General features: G+C 51.4%; 18 protein-coding genes. All 18 read right to left on the reverse strand.

Going from position 1 to position 21,364, the window contains the following annotated elements:
* Positions 1-25: 25 nt before the first annotated feature.
* Positions 26-832, reverse strand: a complete 807-nt coding sequence (locus tag AAHF05_RS14425; protein ID WP_129325194.1) for a glycosyltransferase — start codon at positions 830-832, stop codon at positions 26-28.
* 128 nt (positions 833-960) lie between these two features.
* On the reverse strand, positions 961-1,842 hold the full coding sequence (rfbA, locus tag AAHF05_RS14430) for a glucose-1-phosphate thymidylyltransferase RfbA (protein WP_129325195.1): 882 nt from the start codon (positions 1,840-1,842) through the stop codon (positions 961-963).
* 52 nt (positions 1,843-1,894) lie between these two features.
* A complete protein-coding gene (gene rfbD / locus AAHF05_RS14435) occupies positions 1,895-2,794 on the reverse strand; it encodes a dTDP-4-dehydrorhamnose reductase (protein ID WP_129325196.1) in 900 nt (299 codons plus the stop codon).
* Positions 2,794-3,879: a dTDP-glucose 4,6-dehydratase gene (rfbB, locus tag AAHF05_RS14440; protein ID WP_129325197.1), complete on the reverse strand. Its 1,086-nt coding sequence runs from the start codon at positions 3,877-3,879 to the stop codon at positions 2,794-2,796. The genes rfbD and rfbB overlap by 1 nt, the downstream gene beginning before the upstream one ends.
* 101 nt (positions 3,880-3,980) lie before the next feature.
* The gene (locus tag AAHF05_RS14445; RefSeq protein ID WP_374936347.1) at positions 3,981-5,750 is read right to left on the reverse strand and encodes a polysaccharide biosynthesis protein; all 1,770 of its coding nucleotides are present in this window, start codon (positions 5,748-5,750) and stop codon (positions 3,981-3,983) included.
* 155 nt (positions 5,751-5,905) lie between these two features.
* Positions 5,906-6,466, reverse strand: coding sequence for a sugar O-acyltransferase (locus tag AAHF05_RS14450; RefSeq protein WP_129325199.1), 561 nt, complete (start codon positions 6,464-6,466; stop codon positions 5,906-5,908).
* A complete protein-coding gene (locus tag AAHF05_RS14455; RefSeq protein ID WP_129325200.1) occupies positions 6,459-7,502 on the reverse strand; it encodes a glycosyltransferase family 4 protein in 1,044 nt (347 codons plus the stop codon). Before AAHF05_RS14455 ends, AAHF05_RS14450 begins: the two co-directional genes overlap by 8 nt.
* On the reverse strand, positions 7,502-8,446 hold the full coding sequence (locus AAHF05_RS14460) for an NAD-dependent epimerase/dehydratase family protein (RefSeq protein WP_129325201.1): 945 nt from the start codon (positions 8,444-8,446) through the stop codon (positions 7,502-7,504). The genes AAHF05_RS14455 and AAHF05_RS14460 overlap by 1 nt, the downstream gene beginning before the upstream one ends.
* Before the next feature lie 384 nt (positions 8,447-8,830).
* On the reverse strand, positions 8,831-9,727 hold the full coding sequence (gene galF / locus AAHF05_RS14465; RefSeq protein WP_017383282.1) for a GalU regulator GalF: 897 nt from the start codon (positions 9,725-9,727) through the stop codon (positions 8,831-8,833).
* Between the two features lie 176 nt (positions 9,728-9,903).
* Complete coding sequence (wcaM, locus tag AAHF05_RS14470) at positions 9,904-11,295, reverse strand: colanic acid biosynthesis protein WcaM (protein ID WP_129325202.1); 1,392 nt, start codon at positions 11,293-11,295, stop codon at positions 9,904-9,906.
* A gap of 12 nt (positions 11,296-11,307) precedes the next feature.
* Positions 11,308-12,528 (reverse strand): colanic acid biosynthesis glycosyltransferase WcaL, encoded by a 1,221-nt coding sequence (gene wcaL / locus AAHF05_RS14475; protein ID WP_129325203.1) that lies wholly within the window; start codon positions 12,526-12,528, stop codon positions 11,308-11,310.
* On the reverse strand, positions 12,525-13,805 hold the full coding sequence (wcaK, locus tag AAHF05_RS14480; RefSeq protein ID WP_129325204.1) for a colanic acid biosynthesis pyruvyl transferase WcaK: 1,281 nt from the start codon (positions 13,803-13,805) through the stop codon (positions 12,525-12,527). The genes wcaL and wcaK overlap by 4 nt, the downstream gene beginning before the upstream one ends.
* Positions 13,806-13,822: 17 nt before the next feature.
* Positions 13,823-15,301 (reverse strand): colanic acid undecaprenyl disphosphate flippase WzxC, encoded by a 1,479-nt coding sequence (gene wzxC / locus AAHF05_RS14485; protein ID WP_129325205.1) that lies wholly within the window; start codon positions 15,299-15,301, stop codon positions 13,823-13,825.
* 1 nt (position 15,302) lies between these two features.
* Entirely contained in the window at positions 15,303-16,697 is a 1,395-nt protein-coding gene (wcaJ, locus tag AAHF05_RS14490) for an undecaprenyl-phosphate glucose phosphotransferase (RefSeq protein ID WP_028018512.1), read from the reverse strand.
* Between the two features lie 46 nt (positions 16,698-16,743).
* Positions 16,744-18,114, reverse strand: coding sequence for a colanic acid biosynthesis phosphomannomutase CpsG (cpsG, locus tag AAHF05_RS14495; RefSeq protein ID WP_129325206.1), 1,371 nt, complete (start codon positions 18,112-18,114; stop codon positions 16,744-16,746).
* 109 nt (positions 18,115-18,223) lie between these two features.
* A complete protein-coding gene (cpsB, locus tag AAHF05_RS14500) occupies positions 18,224-19,660 on the reverse strand; it encodes a mannose-1-phosphate guanyltransferase (RefSeq protein WP_049008272.1) in 1,437 nt (478 codons plus the stop codon).
* A 3-nt stretch (positions 19,661-19,663) separates the two neighbouring features.
* Positions 19,664-20,887, reverse strand: coding sequence for a colanic acid biosynthesis fucosyltransferase WcaI (wcaI, locus tag AAHF05_RS14505; protein WP_129325207.1), 1,224 nt, complete (start codon positions 20,885-20,887; stop codon positions 19,664-19,666).
* Entirely contained in the window at positions 20,884-21,363 is a 480-nt protein-coding gene (locus AAHF05_RS14510; protein ID WP_075204611.1) for a GDP-mannose mannosyl hydrolase, read from the reverse strand. The genes wcaI and AAHF05_RS14510 overlap by 4 nt, the downstream gene beginning before the upstream one ends.
* Between the last annotated feature and the right edge of the window lies 1 nt (position 21,364).

The raw sequence follows: 21,364 nt of genomic DNA on the forward strand, positions 1-21,364 counted from the left end.
AAATCAGTAACTCGCGGAGGTAGTACTATTTTCGTGTAATATTATATATTCGCTTAAGAGCCCATAATGGCAATAGCCGTGGAATGCTTCTCAAAATAAAATAGTAGTGAGAAGTTAACATATTTTGAAAACCAGTAATTCTTTTAATTTGAGCAAGTCTATACTCACTTGAAACATACTTCAGTCCGCGTCGCCTAACCAGCATATCTGCTCCGACTCTGACCAACACCAGAGATTCCTCCAGGTTGCCAGCTTTGAATCCACTCCCTAGTAACCTCAACCATAAATTATAATCTTCCATAAGATAATGGTGCTGGTATCCTCCAACAGACTGGACACTGGATTTTTTGAAAATGACAGTCATATGGTTAAACGGATTTTTATGCCTGGCGAATTTTTTGATTTCTTCGTTAGAAAGCGGAACTTTTCTTTCTGATACGATATTCTTTTTATCACCTATAAACTCACGGATACAACTTCCTGAAATATCAATATCAGGGTTCAACTCCATAAATGCAGATTGTAACTCGAAACGAGTTGGTTGACATATATCATCCGTATCCATCCGCATGACATAATCATAGGTGCAATGTTTCATTCCTTCATTTAACGCCTGCCCTAACCCAACATTCTTTTTTAATGCTACAATCTTGATAGGTAATGACATTGACCATCTATCAACTACTGTGCTTAAAGCTGTGTTGATAGGGCCATCATAAACAAGAACGATTTCATCCGCTTTTACCGTTTGATTTGCCAAACTTTCAAGACACTCTTCCAAATAGGAAGGCTTCTCCTTGTCATAGAGCGACATTAACACACTAAAATGCATATAATCCCCACACTTCCTCATTGCTGCTCTAATTATAGTAATTCTGTCTAATTTAAAAATTCATTCACATGCTCATGTAAAAATGTGACAGCACCACTACTTTCTTTATTGTTTGAGAAAATGAGTTATTAGAATTTTTTATCAATCATTTTTAGAAGATATTTCCCATAATTATTTTTTGCTAAGGGCTTCGCCAATTGAGCTATTTGCTCAGCATTAATGAAGCCTTTACGATAGGCAATTTCTTCAGGACAGGCAACCTTCAGTCCTTGACGCTCTTCGATTGTAGCGATGAAGTTACTCGCTTCAATCAAACTCTGGTGAGTCCCTGTATCCAGCCATGCGTAGCCACGTCCCATCATGGCAACCGAAAGTTTACCTTGTTCCATGTAGATACGGTTAATATCTGTGATTTCCAACTCACCACGTGCTGACGGTTTCAAGTTCTTCGCCATCTCAACGACACTGTTATCATAAAAATAGAGCCCCGTTACCGCATAATTACTTTTCGGTTCCAGAGGTTTCTCTTCGAGGCTGATAGCCGTACCACTCTTATCGAATTCGACAACGCCGTAGCGTTCAGGATCATTCACATGGTATGCAAAAACCGTCGCGCCTCCCTCTTTATTTACAGCGCTATCCATCAATTTTGGCAGATCATGTCCATAGAATATATTATCTCCCAAAACCAGAGCGCAATCATCATTGCCGATAAATTCTTCACCAATAATGAAGGCCTGAGCAAGACCATCAGGGCTTGGCTGAATTTTATAATGTAGGTTAAGCCCCCACTGACTGCCGTCCCCCAGGAGTTGTTCAAAACGCGGAGTATCCTGAGGAGTACTAATAATTAAAATATCCCGAATTCCAGCTAGCATCAGTGTTGATAGTGGATAGTAAATCATCGGCTTATCATAAATAGGTAATAATTGTTTGCTGACAGCCATAGTTACCGGATACAGACGAGTACCAGAGCCACCCGCCAGAATAATACCTTTACGCGTTTTCATTTCATCATCTCTATATTCATGAGATGCCCTTTCCCAGGCATCATGAGCATTATTAAATCGCTGTTGCTGTGAACCACTCCGTCAACATACGCTTAACCCCCACTTCCCATTGCGGCAGTACCAGGTTGAAATTCTGCTGGAACTTTATGGTATTGAGACGGGAGTTTCCCGGACGTCGTGCAGGGGTTGGATAAGCACTGGTTGGTACCCCATGAAGTTGGGTTAATGCCAGCTCCATTCCTGCTTTACGCGCTTCTTCAAATACCAGCGCGGCATAGTCATACCAGGTTGTCGTACCACTGGCAACCAGATGATATGTACCTGCTACTTCGGGTTTAATCAGAGCAACCCTAATTGCATGAGCCGTGCAGTCTGCTAATAATTCAGCCCCTGTAGGTGCTCCAAATTGGTCATTAATAACAGACAGCTCAGAGCGCTCTTTTGCCAGTCGCAGCATAGTACGCGCAAAATTATTCCCTTTACCGGCATAAACCCAGCTAGTTCGAAAGATCAAATGCCGTGAGCAATTTTCACTTAACGCTTTTTCACCAGCAAGTTTGGTTTCACCATAAACATTGAGCGGTGCTGTGGCGTCCGTTTCCAGCCACGGCGTATTCCCATCACCCGGGAATACGTAATCAGTGGAATAATGAACAACCCAAGCCCCCAATTTCTCAGCCTCTTTGGCAATCGCCTCGACACTCGTTGCATTCAGCAACTGAGCTAATTCTGGTTCTGACTCGGCCTTATCGACTGCGGTGTGCGCAGCCGCGTTAACGATCACATCAGGCTTAATACGGCGCACAGTTTCTGCAATGCCTTCAGGGTTACTGAAATCACCGCAGTACTCCTGCGAATGGACGTCAACAGCAATCAAATTACCCAGTGGCGCAAGAGCACGCTGTAGCTCCCATCCCACCTGCCCTGTTTTGCCAAACAACAGGATGTTCATTAAGCACGATCCCCATAGTTTTCTTCAATCCACGATTTGTAGTTACCGCTTTTCACGTTCTCTACCCATTGTGTGTTCGCCAGGTACCATTCTACGGTTTTGCGAATGCCACTTTCGAAGGTCTCCTGAGGCTTCCAGCCCAGCTCCTGACCAATTTTCTCTGCGTCAATCGCGTAGCGGCGGTCATGACCCGGACGGTCAGCCACATAGGTTATCTGGTCGCGATAAGAGCCTTCCTTCGGCACAATCTCATCCAGCAAGGAGCAGATAGTATTTACCACATCAAGGTTTTGTTTTTCATTGTGGCCGCCGATGTTGTAGGTTTCGCCAATCTTGCCCTGCGTCACCACGGTATATAACGCGCGAGCGTGATCTTCAACGTACAGCCAGTCGCGGATCTGGTCACCTTTACCGTAAACCGGTAGGGGGTTTCCATCCAGCGCATTGAGGATTACCAGAGGTATAAGTTTTTCCGGAAAGTGGTAGGGACCGTAGTTATTGGAACAGTTAGTGACAATTGTAGGGAAACCATAGGTGCGCAGCCAGGCACGGACTAAATGGTCGCTGGACGCTTTAGAAGCAGAGTACGGGCTGCTTGGAGCATAGGCAGTGGTTTCAGTAAATAAAGGCAGCTTGGCTCCCTTTGCGACTTCATCAGGATGCGGAAGATCGCCATACACTTCATCTGTTGAGATGTGGTGGAACCGGAATACCGTTTTTTTCTCAGCACTTAACTCAGACCAGTACTTGCGGCTGGCTTCCAGCAGCACATAGGTGCCAAGAATGTTAGTCTCGATAAATGCTGCCGGGCCGGTAATCGAGCGATCAACGTGGCTCTCGGCGGCCAGATGCATCACAGCATCCGGCTTGTGCTCTGCAAAAATACGCGCCATAGCGTCATTGTCGCAGATATCGGCATGTTCAAAATGATAGCGATCGCTGTGCGAGACATCAGCCAGCGATTCAAGATTTCCTGCGTAAGTCAGTTTATCGACGTTAATAACAGAGTCTTGCGTATCATTTATAATGTGTCGTACCACTGCAGACCCAATAAAGCCTGCTCCACCGGTGACCAGAATTTTCACGTTTATTTCGCTCTTAACATTTAAAAAACAATCTATTACATGACGCAGCCCTGGTATCTTTCGACACTCATCCAGGGCGGAGAAAATGATATTCTGCAATTTTAACTTAACTTTTCATTCCAGAGTAAATCGCAGATACCATCAGTTGGATTGAACGCTGCAGGTGCCTGCAAGAGTATCTCACGCACACGCTCGTAATCGAACTCACGGCAGGCATTGTCGAGTTCGTGGAGAATAATGCTCATCTCAGTCCACGGCAACATCACTTCGTTAGCAGTCCTGATACGCGGGTGCTTGGTTACAGATACATTGTCGCCGATAAGCAACTCTTCATACAGTTTCTCACCGGGTCGCAGACCCGTCGTTTTTATCGCAATGTCACCATAGGGGTTTTTATCATCACGAACGGTTAGCCCTTGCAACATAATCATGCGGTGCGCAAGCTCGAGGATCTTAACGGGTTCTCCCATATCCAACACAAAAACGTCACCGCCCGTGCCCATAGCTCCAGCCTGAATTACCAACTGTGCCGCTTCAGGAATAGTCATAAAATAACGAGTGATATCTTCATGGGTCAGAGTTACAGGACCACCCGCTGCAATTTGTTTTTCAAACAACGGCACAACCGAACCTGACGAACCCAATACGTTGCCGAAGCGAACCATACTGAAGCAGGTTTTGCTGGATTCCTTCGCCAGGGCTTGCAGCACTAGCTCCGCCATTCGTTTGGTCGCCCCCATAGTATTGGTAGGCCGTACGGCTTTATCGGTTGAAATTAAAACAAAGTTCTCTACACCACAACGCGCTGCAGCCTGAGCGCAACTCAGCGTACCGAAGATATTATTGCGGACTCCATCAAGAACGTTGAACTCGACAAGTGGAACATGCTTGTAGGCCGCCGCATGATAAATCGTGTCGACGTTGAATGCTTTGATTAACCTTTCAAGATGCTCTTTATCCTGTACGTTGCCGAGGATTGGATAAATTTTAACCTTGAATTCTTGACTAAGATTCAGATTACGCAGCTCTGAATCGATGGAATACAGTGAGAACTCAGACAGTTCGAACAAAATAAGCTGTTTCGGCTTATTTTTAATTATCTGTCGGCATAGTTCAGACCCAATGGACCCTCCTGCCCCAGTAACCATAACTGTTTTCCCATTAATATTACGGGATATCAATTCCGGAATGGGAGAGACAGGATCGCGCCCCAGTAGGTCTGTAATAACGACTTTGCGCAAGGAATCAATACGAGCCTTGCCCTCCACAAGATCGACCATTCCTGGAATGGAGAGTACCTCGCACGGCAAACCTTCCAGTGTTTTAATGACTTCGTTCTTCCTGGCTCGACTGGCGCTTGGCATGGCAAGCAGAATTTTCTTCGCTTCGTATTTCTCTACCAACCATGGCAGTTTTTCCGGCGCGAAAACGCTGACGCCGTGAATCACCTGACCTTGCAGAGCGCGGTTGTCATCGACAAAAGCAACGGGATAATATTCATCCATCTGGCTCAGCGCCGGCAGTAACTGACGGCCCGATGCACCGGCACCATAAATCACCACCCTAGTGCCCAGATTCAATCCACGATTTACCAACATCCTCATACCCAGCCGCGATCCGGCAATAAGCAGTAAACCGAACGAGAAATAAATGAATGGAATCGTTCTTGGTAAATAGAGATTAGTATAAAACGCTGCGATAATAAGCAAAATGGATGATATAACCATCCCTACTGTAACTACTAGTAATATTTTTGCAGTAATATAGCGAATGACGGCGCGATAAAGCCCTAGCTTAACAAATATCGCCAGGGTGACGATAATTATTGAAAATATAAATAACCAATGCTCCGTACTAAATATTGGAGTCATAGAATCAATGCGTACCCAAAATGCAAACCAAAATGCACATAAGAGAAGCACAACATCTATCGAAAGTGTAATAATACGTTTTATCGGTCTGGATAAAGATATTAAATAATTTAGCATACTAAAAACTGGTCGCCTCGTTAAAGCTTGCATTCAGTTTATAAAATAGTACCAGCAGGACACACTGAGTAATCATGCACTATTGCATTATAACCACCCACTGTACCCGCCTGCAGAAACGCTGATTTCCCAATTACAGCGCCGCCAGCGAGATGAACACCAACACCTAAGTGAACAAAATCGCCTAGAGTAGAATCATGATCTACTGTCGAATGGCTATTTACAATCGTACCTGCACCTAATCTCGCATTGGCACCAACCACTGCTCCCGCTAATACGACAGAGCCCTCAGCAATGGTCGCCGATGGGCTGATAAATGCAAAGGGATGTATAAGCGTAACGGGATGAATACCTAAGCTAATAATCTGCTGATAGAGCTGTTCTCTGAGTTTATTATTTCCAATACCAATCGCTACATGACTGGCCTTTTCGATATGTAACTGTAGTTCTGAAATTTTACCAATAATGAGTTTGTTTGTGTCATGGATGGGGGATGCATTATCGTCAAGAAAAACGATATCCGTATATCCCAGGAGTCTCGCCATCTCGCAGAGTGTACGCCCATGGCCACCCGCCCCCAAAATCATTAAGTTATGCATTGACGTTGCTCTCTTTGTCTTTAACGCCCGCACCACATTTGAGCGCAACAGCGAAAAGCGGGAGCCAGGCGACAATCAGTCCAACAACACCATCAATCTTGGCTGAGGCGATAAAAAAGGCGATAGGGAAGAGCCACAGCAGATTGACGGCAATTGCCATCATTGTCACCGGAACGTGGCTGCCATATTTTCTGGCAAGGATTTGATAGCCATGGCTGGCATGCGCTTCATAGACTTTCTTGCCCGCTACAACTCTCCTCAGCAATGTTGTAGTGGCATCGACGATAAATACGCCCAGCAAGCATAATTCTGCAATAAAGAAATGCGTATCTACTTTCGCAATATGGAGGATCATCAACCCAATAGTTATCCCAAGGAAACCACTACCGGCATCGCCCATGAAGATTTTCGCTATCGGGAAGTTCCAGACAATAAAGCCAGCAGCGGCACCGATAAGAGCAAGCGTCAGCGGATAAATACTTTCAGGCGCGTCAGTGTACTGGTTTACAACAATCAACACCGCACTACATGCGGCAAATGTGATTGCCTCTGCGCTGGCTAAGCCATTAATCCCATCCATGAAATTATATAAATTTAGCATCCAGACCAGATAAACACAGCCGAGAATCATACCAATCCAGGACAAGGAAAGATCGTAACCAAACAGCGTAATTACCGGGAAAGAGCCTAAGAAATAGATGCCAATTGCCGCGGCCGTAAAATGCATCAATAGACGCCAGCGAGCCGCGATATGACCATGATCGTCAAGGAAACCGATGATGGCAACAATTAAACCTGGAATGAACAAACCTAAGAAGCTCTCTAATGTCAGCTCGCGGCTAAAATAAAACCATACTAACGCCACCAGGAGCGTCAGAACAATAGCCACCCCGCCACCTCGCGGCGTCGGCACAGAATGCGAGCTTCGCTGATTTGGACGGTCGATAACATTATGCTTAATGGCATAACCGCGTAACCCACAGGTCAGCACGCATGATACTAAAAAAGAGAATATTACAATCCCCAAATTCACCATTATTTATTACCTTCAATATAATATTTCGCCGTTTTTTTCATAGTTTCATGAAGCGTTATCGGGGGTCTCCAGTGTAAGTGTTCCCGCGATTTGGTTGCATCGACTTCAAGATCACCAAATAACTGATCGTAAATTCCACTTTTACCAACAGCGGATAGTAATATTTTAAGGATAACTTTAGGGAAATAGATAACTTTCGCTTTAATCCCCATCCCTGAAGCAAAGGCATTAATCATATCTTCGGTTGAAGGTCGTTCCGCATCTGCGAGTAGGTACAGTTGATTTTTTGATTTTTCATTAACGACGCATTCATTGATAAAGCTGACGACATTATTCAGTGACACAAGTGCCCGCTTGTTCCTGACATTTTTAAATGGCAACGGCAGGTTCTTAGAGACCAGTTTTAAAAGACGCTGTATATTACCCGGAGCATTTTCACCACAAATTAATGCCGGACGGACAATGGTGATCGCCATATGACTCTCTGCAAAGTTTTTAAGCAAACTTTGCTCAGCTTCTAGCTTGGAAATGGCGTAATCAGAGGTTGGTCGGGGCTCCGACGCTTCAGAAAAAGGGATTCCTGAAGTGGCATTACCGTTGACACCGATCGAGCTGACGAAAATAAAATGCTTAACACCACTGGTCGCGGCATCTGTAGATAATTTCATAGTCGCGTCGTGATTAACCCGACGAAATTCCGCCAAAGCATCCTGTGCATCATCATTAAGGATATGTGCCCTTCCCGCAGTATGAATGACAGTATCGCATCCCTGAAGAAGATTTACCCAGTTGGTATCGGCTGAGATATCACCCAGGTTGTAAATTCCCTGTTCAGGGTTCTCCTGCTTGCGCGTTGTTAATATCACCTCATGTCCTGATGATTTCAACGTCCGGACTAAAGCAGTACCCAGAAACCCGGTTCCGCCCGTCACCAATACTTTCATTGATATCCCCTGTCTGCTCAATCTGATATTTTTTTGCCCGCGAGGAGTGCAGAATCGCGAGAAACTGTATAGGCCATGACTGTTCGTTCTATATTCAATTGCGAAGGTAAGGCACGCTACCGCCCCAGGCTTAACAGCTACCAGTGCACTGATTGAAATTGCAGAAATGAATTTTCTGGTCTGAATACAGACAAAAAACTGGCGTTAATTGTCGTCCTAAATGCCCCTGGAAACAAGCACAAATCGTTACAAATCTGTCGAGATTTGAATCAGATAACTCTGTGTTATCAGTATGAATAATAACAAAAAACGGCGGTCACCATTTAGACATGTTCTCACATACCTGAATGATGACTGCCGCTTATACAAATCGTCTAAAAAATATCAGTCGTTCGCCAGCAACTTCTCAATCCGGCTTCTGAACTTCGCCCCTTCCTTCAGGTTGCGCAGCCCATAGTTCACAAACGCCTGCATATACCCCATTTTCTTACCACAGTCATAGCTGTCGCCGGTCATAAGCATAGCGTCCACGGACTGCTTCTTCGCCAGCTCAGCAATCGCGTCGGTCAGCTGAATACGATCCCAGGCGCCTGGCTCGGTTTTTTCCAGTTCCGCCCAGATATCAGCGTTCAGTACGTAACGGCCAACCGCCATCAGGTCGGAATCCAGGGTCTGTGGCTGATCCGGTTTTTCGATGAATTCAACGATGCGGCTCACCTGCCCTTCCGTCTCCAGCGGCTCTTTAGTCTGAATAACGGAGTACTCGGAGAGGTCGCCCTTCATGCGTTTTGCCAGCACCTGGCTACGGCCCGTTTCATTGAAACGTGCCACCATTGCCGCCAGGTTGTAACGCAGCGGATCGGCAGAAGCGGTATCGATAATAATGTCCGGAAGCACAACGATAAACGGATTGTCACCCACAACCGGACGAGCACACAGAATAGAGTGACCCAGACCCAGCGGCTGCGCCTGGCGCACGTTCATGATGGTCACGCCCGGCGGACAAATAGACTGTACTTCCGCCAGCAGTTGGCGTTTGACGCGCTGCTCAAGCAACGCTTCGAGTTCGTAAGAGGTGTCGAAGTGGTTTTCTACCGCATTCTTGGACGAGTGAGTAACCAGGACGATTTCTTTGATCCCTGCAGCAACAATCTCGTCAACAATGTACTGAATCATTGGCTTGTCGACGATCGGCAGCATCTCTTTTGGAATGGCTTTTGTGGCTGGCAGCATATGCATGCCCAGGCCTGCTACCGGAATGACTGCTTTCAAATTAATCATTATTTCTTCCACCTTAAAATGGTTGACGAATTATAGCTCTTAAACCTGTTTTCGCCAGCATGTTTTGCCGTAATCCTCAGGCAATGTTACGCCTTAGCCCCACAAATTTCTGTAGTTGTAATCTGATTCGATCGCGCTTTTATGCCAGGAATAGTCCCAAAACCGACGATTGTCGATTATCTGTGCGGAAGCGCAAAATTCAGCCTTTCCACATTCACAACCTGCTGATCCACCCGGTCAATATCCACCGAGCTTTGCCCCTTCTCATTAACGGCTTTGATGTTCGCCAGCGACAGCAGCGTCTCGTCTTTGGCCATAAATTTGCCCCGAACGTCCTTACGCAGATCGAAATTAATCTTCAGGGCAGGACCCACGGCAGCTTCCTGCATAACATTGATATTTCGTAAGAAAAGATGCTGTGGCTTATTGTGCAGTTCCAGGGTAGCGCGCTGCATCTCAACGTTGGTAATCGCCACAAAAGACGTCGCGTTACCGGATGAAATTTGTACTCCGCGCAGCTTATACGCCAGCTGCCGATTATCCAGACGAATATTGTTGAGTTTGAAGTTCTGCGGAATGGACAAATAATCCCCTTTTATCACCCCGTAACCGATTAACATTCCGGCACTATTGACCATATCGACATTATCAATAATGAAATTATCACAGCCATAAATAGCGACGGTGGCGTTGTCTATTCCCGCCTTTTTACTGAAGTCAGGCGTAATATTTTTGGCCTTGATATTGCGGATAACAAAATGTTTTCCGTTTTCAACGTGCACCAGCTGACGACAGTTGCTGCCGGTAATGTTGGCCACCACGAAGTTCTTGACGGTCTGCTTTTCCGGATAGTCATTATCATAGGTGCTGCCGGCAAGGCCAATGCCAATGCCCCAGTTGATCTTGCCATTAGTGCAGTTAATGTTGTCGATGACATGGTCGGAAATCAGGATATTGCGATCGTTGATGGCCACGTTCCACTCGATCGCATCGCCCTGCAGGTGGCTAAACTTGCTGTTGGTGATGCGGGCACCGTCCACCTGATTATGGAAGCCCTGCCGCAAGATGGCGTAGTTGGCCTGACTGACAGTGATGTTGTCAATCACCAGATTGCGCATCACACTGCGGTCCTTACCGCCGATATAAATCTGCGCCACAGGACCAAAACCGCTCATCGCCAGCCCTTTAATCACGCAGTCAGAGCCGCGAACGTCCAGGGTGATATTCTCTGTACGCCCTCCGCCTTCACCGATCACTTTGCTGCCTTCCTGCAACACAAAGCGGCCGCGGCCGTTGCCGGTTAATGCCCCGCGGATCAGCAGCGTTTTACCATCGGGAATGAAAATGCCCGTATTGATGTTTTCGCAGGTGAGTCCCGCAGGTACAACGACCGTATCACCGTCGTTAAACGCCTGCTTAAAAGCGGCAATCCAGTCGTTGTTATTGTACTGATTAACAGAGACCGTCTTTCCGCTTGCCGCCCGCGCAATGCGGGACGACAGCAGCGGCGTGGCCGCCAGAACGGACAGCGAAGAGACGAAGGTGCGTCGGGTAATCTTTTTCAGCATACAACCTCGGCGTTACAGCGTTTGCAGCAGGCTCGCTAACTGGCGATTAATCACCTGCTGGTTAAAATCGGTTTCAACTTTTTGTCGAGCATTGTGGAGCACAGGCTCCAGCGCCTGCTGGCCGATGTCGCTAAATGCCGCTAATCGATCGGCCAGGGCCATAGCATTATTCTCCGGCACCAGCCAGCCGGAATGGTCAGACTTAATCAGCTCCGGGATCCCGCTGTGCAGCGTAGAAACCACCGGAATACCGACGGCCATCGCCTCCATCAGCGCCACCGGAATACCTTCCATATCGCCATCGGTTCCCGTTACGGAAGGCAGCAGAAACACATCCGCCTCATCAAGCATGGCCTTGACCTCGTGGCTTGGCTTGAAGCCCGGCATCTCGATGACGTCTTCCAGTTGATACTGTTCAATCAGCGTGCGCAGTCGACGCTCCCACGGTCCAATGCCGAGAATGCGATAGTGGAAATCTACCCCACGCGCTTTCAGCTGCCGGCAGGCTTCGATAGCCACATGCAGACCTTTCTTCTCCGTCAAACGCGCAACAGAAATGATCTGCAGCGGTTTACCCGGCACCTTTACCGGACGGCGGGTAAAGCGCGTTAAATCCACGCCCATACGAGAAACGGTAATTTTCTCCCCCGGACAGCCCATGTTTTTCAGGCGCCCGGCCCACAGGTCGCTGATGGGCAGCATCATGTCACCACGTCGGAAAAGCTGCTGATACTCCGGCGTGTAGTGGTTCAAAACTTCGCGGCTGGAGATGTCGATACCGTGGAAGATGGTCGCGATCTTGCCATCAATCACGCCCAGCTCGCGCAGCTTCGCGGCGGTGACGCCCGCCGGGCCAAAGTGGGCGATAAACACATCCGCACGATACGGCTGCGCCGTTTGTCCGCAGATGGCCGACAGGATCAGATTGCGAGATTCGGACCCATAGCGGGAAACATTCAGCGCCCTCCATGTCGATGCGCGATGGAATCCACGTAAAGTCTGGCTGGCGCGGTGGCGTAGCTTATTCAGCTTTCCGGACGGCTCGTCCTGCAGCCAGCGGGTTTTCGCCTCCAGCCCATACTGGGTATAGGCCGCATGGGTGTTTTTGGTATCGCCCTTTTGCAGGGCGATAATCTCCACGTCATACCCCATATCGATAAACGCGGTGATTTGGTTCAGGACAAACGTTTCTGACGACAGCGGAAATTTCAGTAAGAAGAAACCAACCTTCATTTCCCCTCCCGAACGCGGTCAAGCACCGATTTCACCATCCCAATGCCCTTCTCGCGCTCGGCTTTCACCGCCACGGCCAGGCGTTCATTGATGGCAGGCAGTTGACCCAGGGTATCCCCCACCATCGCACCGAGCGAACCATCCAGCAGATGACGAATATCCACGGCCATTTCCGGCATACCGAGCTGCTGCATGATGCCCGCTGACTTATGCTCATAGTTGATGGCAATGGCTGGCGTACCGAAGTTCATGGAGATAATGGCCGAGTGCAGGCGCGTGCCCACCGTCAGGTCGCAGGCAGAGAGCAGCTTGCCCATCTCAAGATCGTTCAGTTCATCCATCACCACGTGATAGCGGGACGGATCGTTAACCAGGCCGCGCAGGTTCAGCGCGACCATGCGGTCATCTTTGTTGTAGCTGTCGATACCGGTACAGGTGGAGAGCGCCAGAACCTGGTAACCGCTGTCCAGCACGCGGTTCACCACGTCGGCGAAGGCTTTTTCATACGCTGCCTGCGTCGTGCCTAAACGTTTATCGAAAGGAGCGAGCTCACGCAGGGTAATGGCGACCGTCTTCTGTTTCGCCGCCACGTCGAGCCAGTGCTGCACCGCGTAGCTTGCCTGGAAGCTGTCGTCCTGGTGATCCACCAGCCAGGCTGTGTCCACGCCGTGCTCAACTTTTGAGGTATCAATTTCGCTGCGTTTCATCATCTCAAGGCTGACCGACTCACGCAGGATCAGGGCATCGCAGTGGCCGAAGACATAGTTTGCCAGCTGGTTAAACTGCGGATCCTGGAATGGCCCGACGCTGTGACCAATCATAAACAGCGGCTTTTTCGCCATGAACGTACACAGCGCATGCTCAAACTGCGGCACGCCGTAGAGATCGACGAAGAACGAGCCGCCGACCTGGATAATGGCGTCGTAACCCGACAGCAGACGGACGAAATCGGTAAAGCCCTGCGCAATAGCGATGTTGCGCAGCTTGCCGGTATCGGTCACGCGGGAAAGCAGAACCTGATGCTGGTAGCGACGGCGCAGGACTTTCTTCACGCGCCCCATCACGCCCGCGGCGTTGTTATGCTGTTTCATCTGGCTGTAAAGCGGGTCACCCATTACCGGGCGGTTCAGTAGCCAGGATGAACTCACCGGATAACGGCTCATCACATCTACTTCGGTCTCAGGCTTAAGGGTGTTAATCGCATCCAGTAAACCGCGCAGGATGGCGCTGTCGCCACGGTTGCCGCAGGTATGGTTGCCAAGAATTAATAATTTCATAATGGCCTCTTAAATAACTAGCCTGCGCGAAGCAGCGTTTTCATTTTTTCGTTACGGCAAAACTGGCGCTTCATCTCTACCACCAGCGCATTGCGTGAAAGCACAATCATCACGCCGAACGCCAGCGCACCCGCCGCTACCTGCACCGCCAGCAGCGCGGCCAGCGGCAGATGACCATTGAGGAGCACACCCAGACCGTAGCTCACCGCCAGGGTTGGCAATGAGAGATAGAACGGCAGCCACAGGCTCAGGATGTACTGACGGTAGCTGGAGCCCAGCACCGGCTTAATCATGATGAAGTAGCTCAGAACGGTATTGACGATCTGCACCAGCAGGAAGCCCAGCGTGACGCCGATGGCCCCCGCCATATGTCCGCCAACAATAATCGCCGGGATAAACAGGAAGGTTTTGAACACGTTGAACTTAAAGCTGATATCCACGCGGGCTTTTGCCATCAACAGGGACCCAATCGGGTTCCCGACGGAGCGCAGCAGCCCCACCACGCAAAGCAGCTGCAGGATCGGGATGATGCCGTTCCACTTCTCGCCAAACACCAGCGGCACGAAGTTGCTGGAGACCACCATCAGCCCCAGCAGCACCGGGAAGTTGATGATCCCCACCACGGAAAGCAGCTTGTAGAAGTTGACGCGCAGCTTCTCGGTGTCGTCCTGAATCTTGGCAAACGCCGGGAAGAGGACGCGGGTGATAATCGGGTTCAGCTTCATCGGCGGCACCACCGCGACGTTGTAGGCCAGGTTGTAGCCCCCCGCCACGCTTGCGCCCAGAATACGCGCCAGCACCAGCGTGGAAAGGTTGGTGTTGACGTAGTTGATAATGCTGTCTGCCGTCAGCCACGCGCCAAAGCGCAGGTTGGAGGAGACGGAGGCCAGTGAGAAATGCAGCCCCGGACGGTAAATCTTGCGGCCAAAGTAGCCGAACATCAGCGTACGTACGGCAGAGTTAACCAGATATCCCAGAATGGCGGTCATCGCCAGCGGCCAGAAATGGGCGCTCACCACCGTGAAAGTGAAGCCCGCCAGTACGGCACTGGTTTCGATCATGCCGATCTTGTTGAACTCCAGCTCTTTTTGCATCAGCGCGCGGAACTGCTGCCCGTGCGGGATCACCACAAAGGCAAACGACAGCGTACGCATCAGCGGGGCGAGATCCGGGTTATGCAGCACGCTGGCGATGGTGTCGCTCAGCAGGAACACCAGCACAAACACGAAAATCCCCAGCCCCACGTTCAGCCAGTAGAGCGTGGTCAGCTCCAGATGGCTAATCTCTTTGCGCTGGATAATCGAGTTGGCGATACCAAAGTCAGACAGCGTATCGGCCAGGGCGATAATCACCAGCGAAACGGTCAGCAGACCGAACTGGTGATTATCAATAATGCGCGCCAGAACGGTCATCTGCACCAGGCCGAGGCCAATGATGACGATGGTCGCCATCGCTGACCACTTGGCGCCGCTGATGGTTTTTTCACGTAAGCTCATCTTAGTACGCCGCTTTGTTCACAAAACCTTTGAAGATGGTCAGAAAGACGATCTTGATATCGAACCAGAGGCTCCATTCGCGGATGTACTCCAGGTCAAACTCAACGCGTTTTTCCATTTTTTCCAGCGTGTCGGTTTCTCCGCGCCAGCCGTTGATCTGCGCCCAGCCGGTAATGCCTGGCTTCACTTTATGGCGCAGCATGTAACCTTCAATCAGCGAGCGGTACTGTTCGTTATGCGCCACCGCATGCGGACGCGGGCCAACAATCGACATTCCACCGGTGAACACATTGATAAACTGCGGCAGCTCATCAAGAGAGGTACGGCGCAGGAAGTTACCCACGCGGGTGACGCGCGGATCGTTCTGCGTTGCCTGCGTCACCACCTTGTCATTCTCCATCACCTTCATGGAGCGGAATTTCCACACCATGATCGGCTTACCGTCCATACCGTAGCGGGTCTGGCGGAAGATGACCGGCCCCGGAGAGCTCAGCTTGACTGCCAGCGCGATGCAGCACAGCACCGGAGAGATCAGCAGCAAAATCAGCGAAGAGAGCACGATATCTTCCAGGCGCTTTAGCACGCGGTTGATACCCGACAGCGGCGTGTCGTACAGCGGTACGACCGGTACACCATTCACCTCTTCAATACGGGAGTGAAGAATGTTGAAGGTAAAGACGTCCGGGATCAGGATCACCGAACAGGTGGTATCCGCCAGCTCGCGCATCAGTTTCTTAATGCGGGATTCGTCTTTCATCTGCATGGCAATGTAGACGTTGTGAATTTTGCCGGCTTTCGCATCGTCGATAAGCTGGTCATAATTGCCGGCCCAGCCCGCAGGCACGCCGCCAGGCTTAGGTTCGTGATAAATCCCGACCACTTCAAAACCTAACCACGGCTCTTTGCGGAAGCTGTCGAGCAGCACCTGCCCCACCGGCAAATCACCGGCCACGGCGACAAAGCGACGGTTATAACCCCGGTTACGCAGCCAGCCCGCGCCAAAGCGGATCAGGGAGCGGCAGACCACCATGCCAACGCTGGTGAGCAGATACCAGCACAGATAGGTCACGAGGCGATTATCGAAATCATGGCTAAACGCCACCAGGCCCGCGCTGAAGATCAGGCTTAAGGTCCAGTTCTGCAGCAGCAGCATCAGTTCGGTGGTCATTTTCACACCGCGCCACGAGCGGTAGAAATCCGTCATCCCGCCGATCATCTGAAACACAACCAGCGCAATCAATGCCATCAGCAGATGCATGTATAAGAACGGTAGCCCGCCGATCCGACACACCGCCCATAATCCACCGACCATGATGGTGATATCAGAAAAACGCTGCACCATAGAGATTAACGATGCATTCGTTCTCGCTCGCTCGCGTTTTTTTAGATTCGTCATCGTTGTTCCTGTTTTCGGTTCCCCCTCCCGCCGGGAGGGGGAATTTTTACTGATTCAACAGCGCCAGAATGTCCTTCGTTCGTGCTTCCATTAGCGCAGTATCCGCACGGGATTCCACGTTCAGGCGCACCACCGGCTCGGTGTTAGACGAGCGCAGGTTGAAGCGCCACTGCGGGAACGCCATGCTGATGCCGTCCGTGCGGTCAATTTCCAGCGCGTGCAGGGCAAAGTGGTGCTCCACGCGGGCAATGGCCTCGGCTGGCTCCGCCAGCTTGCTGTTAATCTCCCCGCTCGCCGGGAACGCCGCCATACGGTCACGCACCAGCTCGCCCAGCGTCTGTCCCTTCAGGCACAGCAGCTCGGTGACCAGCAGCCATGGGATCATCCCGCTGTCGCAGTAGGCAAAATCACGGAAGTAGTGGTGGGCGCTCATCTCGCCGCCGTAGATGGCGTCTTCTTCGCGCATGCGCTCTTTGATGAAGGCGTGGCCGGTTTTGGACATCACCGGCGTGCCGCCTGCCGCGGACACCACATCGACGGTATTCCAGGAGAGACGCGGGTCGTGAATGATTTTCGCCCCCGGATTTTTCTCAAGGAACGCTTCCGCCAGCAGGCCGACAATGTAGTAGCCCTCGATGAACTGCCCTTTCTCGTCGAACAGGAAGCAGCGGTCGAAATCGCCGTCAAAGGCGATGCCCATGTCCGCGCCGTGCTCAATCACCGCGTTGCGGGTGTCGTCGCGGCACTCCGGCAGCAGCGGGTTAGGAATACCGTTCGGGAAGTTGCCGTCCGGGGTGTTGTGCACTTTGACGAAGGTCACCGGCACGTTCAGCGCCTTAAAGCGGGCTTCCAGGGCATCGACAACCGGACCGGCCGCGCCGTTACCGGAGTTAATCACCAGCTTCAGCGGCTTCAGGTTTGCCACGTTGATGTAGCCCAGCAGGTGGTCGATGTACTCTTTTTGCAGATTGATTTTTTTGTAGCTGCCGCGCTTCGCGTCGTTCACCGGCGGGAAATCGTTAGCTTCCGCCAGACGCTGCACGTCGCGAAGGCCGGTGTCGCCGCTGATTGGGCGCGCGCCCTTGCGCACCAGCTTCATGCCGTTGTAGTCCATCGGGTTATGGCTGGCCGTTACTTCGATACCGCCGTCCACGCCCAGGTGGAAGGTGGCAAAGTAAATCTCTTCGGTCCCGGAGAGACCGATATCCAGCACGTCCACGCCCGCATCCTGCAGCCCTTTCGCCAGGGCCAGCTTCAGGGACTCACTGGTCAGACGCACGTCACCGCCCAACACGATGGTCTGCGGTTTTAAATATTCGCCGTACGCGCGACCAATGCGCCACGCGATGTCTTCATTCAGCTCTTCGCCCAGCTTGCCGCGAATATCGTAGGCTTTAAAACAAGTTAACTTTTCCATGATGACCCCTTTTTCAGGCAACAGTCAGCCCGCCCGATTTACAGGCAAAATTGTTTTTATTCATTCGTAGGCCGGATAAGCGAAGCGCCATCCGGCGTTAAAGACGGTGTTACACGCGCCCGTAGCGGTCCTGGAAGCGCACGATATCGTCCTCTTCCAGATACGAGCCGGAGCGTACCTCAATTAAGTCGAGAGGAATTTTCCCCGGGTTCTCCAGACAATGCGTCGCCCCCAGCGGAATATAAATGGACTCGTTTTCACCCAGCAGTTTGACTTCACCGTCAATGGTGACTTTCGCGGTACCTGCCACCACCACCCAGTGCTCGGCGCGGTGATGGTGCATCTGAACGGACAGTCCCTCACCCGGTTTCACGGTGATGCGTTTCACCTGATAACGATCGCCCGCGTCGATGGAGTCATATTTCCCCCACGGACGGTACACTTCGCGGTGAATGTGGTGTTCATGACGACCATCGGCCTTAATTTTCTCCACCACTTTTTTAACGTCCTGCACCGCGTTACGGTCGGCAATCAACACCGCGTCTTTCGTCTGCACCACCACCAGATCTTTCACGCCCACCGTGGTAACCAGCCCGGATTCAGCGTAAACGTAGCTGTTTTCCGTCTTATGGCTGATTACATCACCATGGTGGACATTTCCCTCCGGGGTGTGGGCGCTGATCTCCCAAAGCGATGACCAGGAGCCAACATCGCTCCAGCCCGCATCCATCGGTACCACGACGGCATCAGCCGTGCGTTCCATCACCGCATAGTCAATAGACTCTTCCGGGCAGGCGAGGAAAGCCTCTTCATCCACGCGGATAAAGTCGAGATCCGGGTCCACCACTGCCATCGCTTTTTCGCAGGCGTTCAGAATATCCGGGCGATATTTTTCCAGTTCTTCCAGATAGCGTCCGGCGCGGAACAGGAACATCCCGCTGTTCCAGTAGTATTCACCGCTGGCGACATAGGCCTGCGCGGTTTCCAGATTCGGTTTTTCAACAAACTGCGCCACGTCAAACGCCACGCTGTCGCCTTCACCAGGCGTCACGCTGCCACGGCGAATGTAGCCATAGCCAGTTTCCGGGAGATCCGGCACGATGCCGAACGTCACCAGTTTGCCGCTTTCGGCATAAGGAATGGCCGCACGCACTGCATTGCGAAACGCCTCTTCCTGCTGAATAACGTGGTCTGCCGCCAGAACCAGCATCAGCGGGTCACAGTTCGGACTGCTGCGTTTTGCTGCCAGTGCTGCCAGGGCGATAGCAGGCGCGGTGTTACGACCGGCCGGCTCCAGAATGATGTTTTCGGTGAGTTTATTCAGCTGGCGCAATTGCTCAGCCACGATAAAACGGTGCTGTTCGTTACAAATCACCACCGGGCTTTCACACTCCACGCCATGCAGACGGTTCACCGTGGTCTGCAGCATGGTGAGATCCCCTTTCAGGCAGAGGAACTGTTTTGGATAGAGCACGCGGGACAGCGGCCACAACCGGCTACCAGAGCCACCAGCCATCACAACCGGATACAAAGTGGTTTGACTCATGATTTATCCCCGTATATCTGCAATAAATTGGCTCAACACGTTCTCTTTTTCGAGCGTGCGTTCGGCATATTCACGTGCCACCGTGTTCACTTTTGGCATGGCAAGTGCCTGTTCAATGCCGGTAACCAGCGCCGGGACCGATTCCGGCTCCACGCACACGGCAATCCCCGGATAGCTGTCACACAGCTGGCCTAATTCTGTTTCGGCTTCTGCCGTAATCACCGCGTTACCACCCACTGCCAGAATGTTGGTCAGTTTGGACGGCAGCACCGCATCCGCCGCGCCGCGCTTCTGCACAACCAGATGGCAATCTCCCATCTTCAGCAATGCAGGCAGAGCTTCGTAGGACTGAAGCGGGAAAAATTTCACGTTGGTCAGGCCGCGTTCGCTTGCCATTTTTTCCAGCCGCGCCTTTCCACCGCCCTGCCCGACAATCACAAACATCCACGGCTTCTTGCTGAGCAACTGGGCCGCTTCAATCACGCTCTCCAGCCCCTGCTTTTCACCGATGTTGCCTGAATAAAGAATGATTTTTTGATCATCAGGCAAACCGAGCTGGGCGCGTAGCGCCTGAGCGTCACTTTCAGTTACGTCGCGAAAACGCGCCACTTCGGACCAGTTGGGGAAGAAGATCACCTTCTGAGCCGGAACGCCCTTCTCATGCGCTTTGTTCATCATTGAGCGCGAGATGGTCGAGACATAATCCACGTTATGCAGACCGCTACGCTCAAACGCGCTGGCGAGTTTCGCCACTTTGCCGCCTTTACTTTTGCCTGCCATCCCCAGGCCAAGCATGGCGTCCACTTCATAATCCTGAATATGCAGCAAGGTGCGCGCGCCGGAGAGTTTGCCCAGCAGGCGCATGCCTGGCGTGCAAAACAGCGTCGGCACCACACCGATGATGCGATCCGGCTTCCAGCGACGTTGCGCCATCAGCGGGAAGAAACTGCTCAGGGCGAAGCTGCCAAGGTGAATCAAGCGTTTCAGCGTTGACGGCTGCTTAGGCACATACAGCGGGCAGCGCCAGACGGTCGCCGCGCCCTCTTCGCGCCGGTAGCGCCAGCTTGAGTAGCGCTCACCCACTTTCCATTCCGGGTAGTACGGCGGCGCGGTAATGACCCGCACGTCATGTCCCTGGCTCGCCATCCACTCGACCATCTCGCCGGTGTATTTCCCGATACCGGTTAATTCCGGCGAGTAGTTGATTCCATACACCAAAATTTTCATAAGCCCGGCACTCCGGCCTGACGATCCGCAAGGAAATACGCCCGACTGTTGTCGTGGACGTTGTCGCTCGCGAGCAACGCATCTGACGTCTGCCAGCGGTAGTCGTCATGCTGAGCATCAGGCAGACGCAGGTCTGCCTCATGCACCTTCAGGCGGAACCCCAGCACGATGTAGTGCGTGCTGAACCCGGTGCCCGAAAAGTTATCGTCATAGAAGTGCTGCCAGACCCCGTAAAACTGGCCCGCCGCCATCGGCAGCTTAAGGCCCAGTTCCGCCAGAGTGAGACGCTCAAACGCATCGCTCAGCGTCTCATCCTTCTGCACGCGCCCGCCGGGCACGAACCAGAAGCCCTGTGCAGGACGGTTGGTTCGTTTCCCCAGCAAGAACTCGCCGCGTTCGTTCTCCACAATCAAATCTATTGAGATGAGCGGAGTGGAACGAACGATCGTGGCAAAATCTTCCTGACTTAAAAACATC

This window comes from Enterobacter adelaidei (genome assembly GCF_041937165.1).
Lineage (GTDB): Bacteria > Pseudomonadota > Gammaproteobacteria > Enterobacterales > Enterobacteriaceae > Enterobacter > Enterobacter adelaidei.

Coding starts and splice junctions, on each gene's coding strand:
- AAHF05_RS14425 (WP_129325194.1), bottom strand. CDS start 832: ATGCATTTTAGTGTGTTAATGTCGCTCTATGACAAGGAGAAGCCTTCC.
- rfbA (WP_129325195.1), bottom strand. CDS start 1,842: ATGAAAACGCGTAAAGGTATTATTCTGGCGGGTGGCTCTGGTACTCGT.
- rfbD (WP_129325196.1), bottom strand. CDS start 2,794: ATGAACATCCTGTTGTTTGGCAAAACAGGGCAGGTGGGATGGGAGCTA.
- AAHF05_RS14445 (WP_374936347.1), bottom strand. CDS start 5,750: ATGACTCCAATATTTAGTACGGAGCATTGGTTATTTATATTTTCAATA.
- AAHF05_RS14450 (WP_129325199.1), bottom strand. CDS start 6,466: ATGCATAACTTAATGATTTTGGGGGCGGGTGGCCATGGGCGTACACTC.
- AAHF05_RS14455 (WP_129325200.1), bottom strand. CDS start 7,502: ATGGTGAATTTGGGGATTGTAATATTCTCTTTTTTAGTATCATGCGTG.
- AAHF05_RS14460 (WP_129325201.1), bottom strand. CDS start 8,446: ATGAAAGTATTGGTGACGGGCGGAACCGGGTTTCTGGGTACTGCTTTA.
- galF (WP_017383282.1), bottom strand. CDS start 9,727: ATGATTAATTTGAAAGCAGTCATTCCGGTAGCAGGCCTGGGCATGCAT.
- wcaM (WP_129325202.1), bottom strand. CDS start 11,295: ATGCTGAAAAAGATTACCCGACGCACCTTCGTCTCTTCGCTGTCCGTT.
- wcaL (WP_129325203.1), bottom strand. CDS start 12,528: ATGAAGGTTGGTTTCTTCTTACTGAAATTTCCGCTGTCGTCAGAAACG.
- wcaK (WP_129325204.1), bottom strand. CDS start 13,805: ATGAAATTATTAATTCTTGGCAACCATACCTGCGGCAACCGTGGCGAC.
- wzxC (WP_129325205.1), bottom strand. CDS start 15,301: ATGAGCTTACGTGAAAAAACCATCAGCGGCGCCAAGTGGTCAGCGATG.
- wcaJ (WP_028018512.1), bottom strand. CDS start 16,697: ATGACGAATCTAAAAAAACGCGAGCGAGCGAGAACGAATGCATCGTTA.
- cpsG (WP_129325206.1), bottom strand. CDS start 18,114: ATGGAAAAGTTAACTTGTTTTAAAGCCTACGATATTCGCGGCAAGCTG.
- cpsB (WP_049008272.1), bottom strand. CDS start 19,660: ATGAGTCAAACCACTTTGTATCCGGTTGTGATGGCTGGTGGCTCTGGT.
- wcaI (WP_129325207.1), bottom strand. CDS start 20,887: ATGAAAATTTTGGTGTATGGAATCAACTACTCGCCGGAATTAACCGGT.
- AAHF05_RS14510 (WP_075204611.1), bottom strand. CDS start 21,363: ATGTTTTTAAGTCAGGAAGATTTTGCCACGATCGTTCGTTCCACTCCG.